Genomic DNA, 8,080 nt, shown 5'->3' with positions numbered 1-8,080 from the left:
GTCATCCGGGCGTGTTATGGTTTGCGGGTGCCTTTTTATGCATGTGGGGAATGCTGGGGGGATTAAGACAGGGAATCTATTTTGGACTTATGATTTTCTGGAATTATCTGTATATCATTTTTCAGGATCTGTGGACATTTCCACGGACATTTTTTAATTATAGGGAATATCAACAAAGTACGCCATTTTTAATTCCGAATGGAAAAAGTATCCGGGTGTGCATGAAAAGTATAAGAAAACGCAGCAATTAATCTGGAGTGGACAACCTATGAGTCTAAAAGAAAAATTGAAAAAACATCAATATAATGAAATATGGCAGCAGTACTGCGGATTCCTTGATCTGTCCATGGAAGGATACATGAAGATCCAGCGGCGGCTGATGGAAGAGCAGATCCAGCTTTGGAGCAACTGCGGACTGGGGCAGTCCATTCTAAAAGGAAAGCATCCGAAAAATCTGGAGGAATTCCGGAAAATGGTGCCGTTGACAGGGTATGAAGATTATGCAGATATTCTGTTGAGCAAGCAGCCGGATATGCTTCCGGGAAATCCGGTGATCTGGATACAGACGACCTGGGAGGGAGGAAAGCACCCAATCAAGGTAGCACCGTATACCAGAAGTATGCTGGATACATATCGAAATAACGTCATGGCATGCCTGATTTTGTCTACAAGCCGTGAAAAGGGATCTTTTGATGTGGCTTCCACGGATAAGTTTCTGTATGCGCTGGCACCGTTGCCCTATGCTACAGGATTGTTCCCGTTGGCATTGGGAGAAGAAATCGATATTGAGTTTTTACCGGCGATCAAAGACGCTGTGAATATGAGTTTCAGTGAGCGTAACAAACTGGGATTTAAGATGGCAATGCAAAAGGATCTGGGATTTTTCTTCGGTCTGGGAAGTGTTGCCTATGCAGTCAGCCAGAGCCTGTCATCTCTGACAAGTTCAGGCGGTGGAGTAAAGTTGTCCAGTCTGTTAAACTGTAAACCGCAGATGCTCATCCGGCTTTTGAAAGCAAAATACCGGTGCAGGAAAGAGCAGCGGCAGCTGCTTCCAAAGGACCTCTTCCATCTGAAAGGCTTTATGGTAGCAGGCACAGACAATCTGTGCTATAAGGATGATCTGGAAGAACTCTGGGGTATCCGGCCGATGGAATTGTTTGCAGGTACGGAACCTTCCATGATGGGAACTGAGACATGGACGCGTAAAGGCATGTATTTCTTCCCGGATAACGCATTTTACGAGTTTATCACAGAGGAAGACATGCTGAAAAATTATGAGGATCCATCCTATATTCCACCGACATATCTCATGGATGAGGTACGGCCGGGGGAAAAATATGAGCTGGTATTTACTATTTTGAAAGGCGGAGCGTTTGCAAGGTATCGCTGTGGCGATATATATCGTTGCGTCGGTCTGGAAAACCGGGAAGATGAGACGCGGATCCCGCGGTTTGAGTATATAGACCGTGTGCCCTGGATCATCGATATTGCCGGGTTTACACGAATTTCAGAAAATGGGATCAAAAATGTAATTGGACTTTCAAAGCTTCCAATTATAAACTGGGTGGCAACGAAGGAATATAATGAGCAGAACCGACCGTATTTGCACATGTATGTGGAACTGGAGCGAGATGCACTGCTGAATAATGCCATGAGTGCAACGATTCTGAAAGATCTGCTCAGTACCTATTTTAAATATATTGATCAGGATTACCGTGATCTGAAAAAAATTTTAGGAATGGATCCTTTGCAGGTGACGATTCTTACTTGCGGAACATTTGAGACTTATGAGAAACGGACAGGGAAAAAACTGTACCATATGAGCCCTTCACATTATGATTTAAAGGGGTTACTTGAGGTGCAGGCGAGTATGAATAGAGTGAGATAAGAGGGATATATGGGAACCTACGGATATATTTCAATTATAGCCATGGTGTGCTATGGATTTATGTTGCTGATGTTTCTGGCAGCAAAGAGAAATAAAATTGTAAACAGCTTTCTGGTGGTGCTGGCAGGACTGCTTTTGTGGACCGGGGGTTCTGCCTTTATGCGTGCGCAGCTCTGGCCGCATTACGCATTCTGGTATCAGGTTTCATTATTTGGAATCTTACTTCTTCCATACGCATACTACCGTTTTATTCTGGCTTTTGGCGGTGCCAGGGAAGGCATGACAGGTAGAATCTATCTGGCAGCTATGCTTACCTGTCTTGTGGCAAATATTTGGAATGGCGTCTTTCTGGCGTGTCCTGAACTTATAGAAAAAAATGGAAGACCAACCTTTGTATACGATATTAAACCGGCGATTCTGGTATTATTCGTTCTTGTTGGAGCATTTCTGCTGCACTTGTTTGTAATCCTGGTGCGTATCTGCAAAGCAAATCCGAATATGAAAGTACAATATGATCCGATAATGTTTGGCGTTGTGGTACTATTTGCCGGCAACGTTCTAATCAGTCTGCCGCAGCTTTCCGGTTTCCCAATCGATGTACTCAGCGGTGTCATTAATGTATTTCTGATATTTTATGCACTTACCCGCAGACACCTGTTTCGCTTGCAAATGCTGGCCTCTTCCGGATTATGCTATGGTGTTGGATTTCTGTTTTCAGTAATCGTGTTTTTTAATGTGGTTCCATATCTTCAGAAAGTGCTTCATTTAGAGATGGATAAAAATATGACGGTGTTTGCACTTGTATTTGCAGTGATCTTTCTTGTCATTTATGCGCTGTTTACGTTTTTATGGAAGTTATTGGTGAGAAATGTGTTTGTAAAGGAAGAAGTTCATCAGGCGGAAAAAATCAAAGAATTCAGTTCGGCAATTTCCAAGACATTGGATCTGCAGGAAATTCTGAATCAAACGATCCATGTGTTGAAAGAACTGATGGATGTTGGAAATATCTATATCTGTATGCAGGACGCATCCGGTCAGCCATATCGGGGATTTACCAGTGATCAGCCGCTCAACGACCTGGCTTTTTCACTGGAGGAGGAAAATCCGATGATCCAGTGGCTGGAAGTTCATGATGAGCCTCTGATCTACCGGGAATTTCGCTATACGGTGGAATACAAATCCATGTGGGAAAGTGAAAAGCATCAGTTGGATAAAAAGCATATCCGCTATTGTGCAGGACTGAAGGACGGGGACTGTCTGGCAGGTGTGATCCTGATCACAGCACCTTCTTCGAAAAAGGGACTTGTATATGACGAGGTGCAGCTGATCTCCTCCGTTACATCGGTAGCGTCCATTGCCATCAAGAATGCGCGGTTGTATGAGAAAGCCTGCATTGAGGCGCGGACAGATGAGATGACCGGACTGTTGAACCGAAAGTATTTTTATGAAGTATTAAATGAAGAGTTTGAGAAAAATAAGGAAGCATCCCTGGCACTTGCCATTATCAATGTGGATGATTTTAAACTATATAATCAGCTGTACGGTGTCAAGGAAGGGGACATCTGCCTGCAGCAGATTGCCGCGATCATTCGCAGCAGCGTAGGAGACAGTGGATATGCAGCCCGTTACGGCGGAAAAGAATTTGCAGTCCTGCTTCCGAAATATGATCTGTTTTCAGCTAGAAATCTGGTAGAATCAATTGCAAAGCAGATTTTTGTAATGAATAATCGACGGACGGATATGAAGCTGAAGGCGGTGACTGTCAGTGCAGGAATCAGTGCGGCACCGTATGCAGCCAGAAATGTCAAGGAATTGATGGAGAATGTGGATCTGGCTGTCTACCATGTAAAGCACAGCGGAAAAAATGGAATCCAGGTGTTTGATACGATGTTTCGTAATAATAACGCGCAGGGGCTTACCAGAGACCGTGCTCATATTTACCGCGAATATGAAACAACGATCTATGCACTGACCGCGGCTATCGATGCGAAGGATCATTATACGTTCAGCCATTCTAATAACGTGGCCTATTATGCTACGATGCTGGCCACAGCACTCGGCATGAATGAGGATATGATTGAGATCATCCGTCAGGCTGCTTTACTGCATGATGTGGGAAAAATCGGAATTCCGGAGTATGTACTGAATAAACCGGGGCGTCTGACTGATGAGGAATATGAGATCATCAAAGGACATGTGGAAGCATCGATTGACATTATCCGCCATCTTCCATCTCTGGATTATGTTATCCCTGCAGTCATCGGTCATCATGAAAGATATGATGGAAAAGGATATCCAAGGCGAATCGCAGGCGAGGATATTCCGCTGACAGCGCGAATTTTATGCGTGGCAGATTCCTTTGATGCCATGACATCCAGACGCTGCTATAAAAAAGCATTTTCATTGGAGGTGGCGCGAGAAAAACTCCTTTTGGATGCTGGAAAGCAGTTTGATCCGGAGCTGGCTTATAAGTTTGTAGAGTGTCTGGACAATGGTACGATCACTTTGGTAGAATCCGAAGAATTACAGTAAAAATTAAAAATAGAACTTCACATGAAAATATTGTGATCAGGAAGGAATATAGAAAAATTCTTTCTATGATCGCAATATTTTTTTCCTTTTCAAACCTTTTTGATAATTTTTTCCGAAAAGGGGTTGACAATAAACGTTAGCGGTGGTAAACTTCGTATGCTGATGTTAGGAAAATCTAACAAAATGTAGCTAAAATTAGTTGAAATTGTGAAAAACTAATACAATATAGTGTAATACATCAAATATTATGATGTATTAATAAAATGTAGTTTGCTATATTATATGATGATGACTTCTAACAATATATAGCTATATGTATTTGCTGTTACTTTTTACTAATACAAAAGAAAAGAAAATCTACTGACACGGGAGGGATATTTTTATGATGCCTTTAGCAATGGCGAAAAGTGGAGAAACAGTAGTGATCAAAAAAATTACCGGAAAAGATTCCGTGCGTCAGCATCTTGCGGAACTGGGACTGGTAGTAGATGAATCCGTAACAGTTGTCAGTGAACTGGGAGGAAATATTATCCTTCAGGTAAAGGACAGCCGTATTGCGCTGGATCGAAGCATGGCAACCAGAATCATGGTTTAAGCATAGAAGAGAAGAAAGGATGAGTTTTATGAAAACATTAAAAGACGCAAAAGTTGATGATGTAGTAGTTGTAAAACGTCTGCATGGTGAAGGCCCGATCAAACGTCGTATCATGGACATGGGAATCACAAAAGGAGTTCAGATCAAAGTTCGTAAGGTAGCACCGCTTGGCGATCCGATCGAATTAAACGTTCGCGGTTATGAGCTGAGTGTTCGTAAAGCTGACGCTGAGATGATTGAGGTTGAGTAATCATATTTTTTTACATAAGGATTAGAAAGTTCTAATAACAGTTATGAAAAACTATGAAAATAAAAGTAGAGAGGAGATATAAATGAGTATCAAAATCGCACTTGCGGGTAACCCAAACTGTGGTAAAACAACTCTGTTTAACCAGTTGACCGGTAGTTCTCAGTATGTAGGTAACTGGCCGGGTGTAACCGTTGAGAAAAAAGAAGGAAAGTTAAAGGGACACAAAAAAGACGTAGTCATTCAGGATTTACCTGGTATTTACTCCCTTTCCCCATATACACTGGAGGAAGTAGTTGCCAGAGGTTATCTGGTAAATGAGCGTCCGGATGCAATCTTAAACATTGTAGACGGTACAAACATTGAGCGTAACCTGTACCTGACAACACAGCTCCTTGAGCTTGGTATTCCGGTTGTAATCGCTATCAACATGATGGATATTGTTCGTAAAAACGGCGACAAGATCAATGTTAAGAAACTGTCTGAGACACTTGGATGTGAAATCGTTGAGATCAGTGCGCTGAAAGGTGAAGGCGGATTCGAAGCAGCTCAGAAAGCCGTTGATGCAGCAGAGAAAAAACAGGATGCAACTCCACTTCATGTATTTACAGGAAGCGTTGAGCATGCAATCGCACATATTGAGGAGTCTATCGAGACAATTGTAGATCACAGATATCTTCGTTGGTTTGCAATGAAACTCTTCGAGCGTGATGAGGAAGCTGTCAAAGATTTAAACATTCCTGCAGATGTAAAATCTCATATCGAGCAGCATATCGTTGACTGTGAGAACGAGATGGATGACGATGCAGAAAGTATTATCACAAACCAGAGATATGCTTACATCAGTAAAGTGTGTGATCAGTCTGTAAGCAAAAAAGCAGAAGTACACAACCTGACAATCTCTGACAAGATTGACCGTATCGTAACAAACCGTATTCTTGCATTACCAATCTTTGCAGGTATCATGTTCCTGATTTACTGGATTTCTGTAACAACCATCGGTGGAATCGTTACTGACTTTACAAACGATACACTCTTTGGTGAGTGGATCTGTGGAAACTTAGGACCGGCTCTTGAGAGCATTGGATGTGCTGACTGGTTAGTAGGTCTGATCAATGATGGTATTGTCGGTGGTGTCGGTGCTGTGCTTGGTTTCGTACCGCAGATGTTAGTACTGTTCTTCATGCTTTCCATTCTGGAGCAGGTTGGATACATGGCTCGTGTTGCATTTATCCTTGACCGTATCTTCCGCAGATTTGGTCTTTCCGGAAAAAGCTTTATTCCGATGCTGATCGGTTCCGGTTGTGGTGTTCCAGGTGTTATGGCAAGCCGTACCATTGAGAATGAGAGAGATCGTCATATGACAATTATGACCACCTGCTTTGTTCCTTGTGGAGCAAAAATGCCGATCATCGGTCTCTTCGCAGGCGCATTATTCGGTGGTTCCGGACTGGTTGCAGTTTCCGCTTACTTCATTGGTGTAGCAGCAATCGTTATCTCCGGTATCATGCTGAAAAAGACAAAACCATTTGCCGGTGAAGTAGCACCATTCGTTATGGAACTTCCGGCTTACCATATTCCAACAGCAGGTTCTATCTTACGTGCAACATGGGAGCGTGGATGGTCCTTCATCAAACGTGCAGGTACTGTTATCGTAGCTTCTTCCGTAATCCTCTGGTTCTTACAGGGATTTGGATTCGTTGATGGTGCATTTGGCATGGTGGAAGATAATAACTCCAGTTTACTGGCAGCGATCGGTGGAGCAATCTGCTGGATCTTCGCACCGCTTGGTTTCGGTGACTGGCAGTCAACAGTTGCAACAATCACTGGTCTGATCGCAAAAGAGAATGTTGTATCTACATTTGGTGTCCTCTTCGGTGGTTTCTCCGAAGTGGCAGAAAACGGCGATGAAGTATGGGGTCAGGTAGCACTTCATTATACACAGTTAACCGCTTACAGCTTCATGGTATTTAACCTTCTGTGTGCTCCGTGTTTCGCAGCTATGGGTGCGATCAAACGAGAGATGAACAACCAGAAATGGTTCTGGGCAGCAATTGGATACATGTGTGGTCTTGCATACATCGTATCTATGATGATCTACCAGTTTGGTTCCCTGTTCACAGGAAACGTTCATCCGGTAGGACTGATCGTTGCTATTATCGAGTTAGTATTTATCATCTATATGCTTGTTCGTAAAAATCCGTATGTTGATGAAGCAACAGGTATGGCAAAAAAAGTAGCATAATCTGAAAAGTGTGCTAATATAGTATTAAAGTAGTTAATATCATTTTTATTAAAATCTAAAAGGAGGAGTTCTAATGGCAACTGTAATTGTAGCAATCATTGTATTCGGCCTGGTTGGTCTGATTACCGGAAAAGGTATTTATGATAAAAAGCACCATAAGGGCGGTTGCGGTTGCGATTGCTCATCCTGCGGTGGCGGATGCCATTCACAGAAATAACATCTTGTTTTGAGATGGCTTAAAAAATTACTTCGTTAAGCTTTAATAGGAACTCCTGCAATTTTGCCTCAGTCGCTAACAATCGCTCCTTGAGGAAAAATTGCAGGAGTTCTTGCTATACACAGTGAAATTAGTAAATTTTTGCACCATCTCGGCACTGGGTGCCACGTGCACATTTAAGTTATAATAAAAATCAACACTATGTTGTGCACGCAATAATGTATAGTAAATGCCACAGGCAACATAATGATTACTATTTTAGTGATTGCATGTACGATATTGCATAAGAATAAGCAGTATGGGTTTGATCTCAGTCTGAGATGAGACTCCCACTTCTGCAAGTGGTGAGTAGTAAC

At 42.5% G+C, this 8,080-nt stretch carries 7 protein-coding genes; all 7 read left to right on the top strand.

What is annotated here, in order from left to right; genetic code table 11:
- The coding region (locus tag LG34_RS16930; protein ID WP_431602602.1) for a hypothetical protein at positions 1-251 on the top strand (251 nt) is incomplete at its 5' end.
- 17 nt (positions 252-268) lie between these two features.
- Entirely contained in the window at positions 269-1,888 is a 1,620-nt protein-coding gene (locus LG34_RS06680; protein WP_109215406.1) for a GH3 family domain-containing protein, read from the top strand.
- Between the two features lie 9 nt (positions 1,889-1,897).
- Positions 1,898-4,420: an HD domain-containing phosphohydrolase gene (locus LG34_RS06675; RefSeq protein WP_109215405.1), complete on the top strand. Its 2,523-nt coding sequence runs from the start codon at positions 1,898-1,900 to the stop codon at positions 4,418-4,420.
- Between the two features lie 382 nt (positions 4,421-4,802).
- Positions 4,803-5,015: a FeoA family protein gene (locus LG34_RS06670; protein WP_109215404.1), complete on the top strand. Its 213-nt coding sequence runs from the start codon at positions 4,803-4,805 to the stop codon at positions 5,013-5,015.
- Positions 5,016-5,043: 28 nt separating this feature from the next.
- Positions 5,044-5,265: a FeoA family protein gene (locus LG34_RS06665; protein ID WP_021740426.1), complete on the top strand. Its 222-nt coding sequence runs from the start codon at positions 5,044-5,046 to the stop codon at positions 5,263-5,265.
- An 82-nt stretch (positions 5,266-5,347) separates the two neighbouring features.
- Positions 5,348-7,507, top strand: a complete 2,160-nt coding sequence (feoB, locus tag LG34_RS06660) for a ferrous iron transport protein B (RefSeq protein ID WP_109215403.1) — start codon at positions 5,348-5,350, stop codon at positions 7,505-7,507.
- 73 nt (positions 7,508-7,580) lie between these two features.
- Positions 7,581-7,724 carry a FeoB-associated Cys-rich membrane protein gene (locus tag LG34_RS06655; protein ID WP_109215402.1) on the top strand — a complete coding sequence of 48 codons (144 nt, stop codon included), beginning with the start codon at positions 7,581-7,583 and terminating at the stop codon, positions 7,722-7,724.
- The last annotated feature ends 356 nt before the right edge of the window (positions 7,725-8,080 follow it).

The sequence above is a fragment of the Eubacterium ramulus genome, assembly GCF_003122485.1.
GTDB lineage: Bacteria > Bacillota > Clostridia > Lachnospirales > Lachnospiraceae > Eubacterium_I > Eubacterium_I ramulus_A.
Note: the sequence above shows the minus strand (reverse complement) of the source record. Positions and strands in the feature narration are given on the sequence as shown.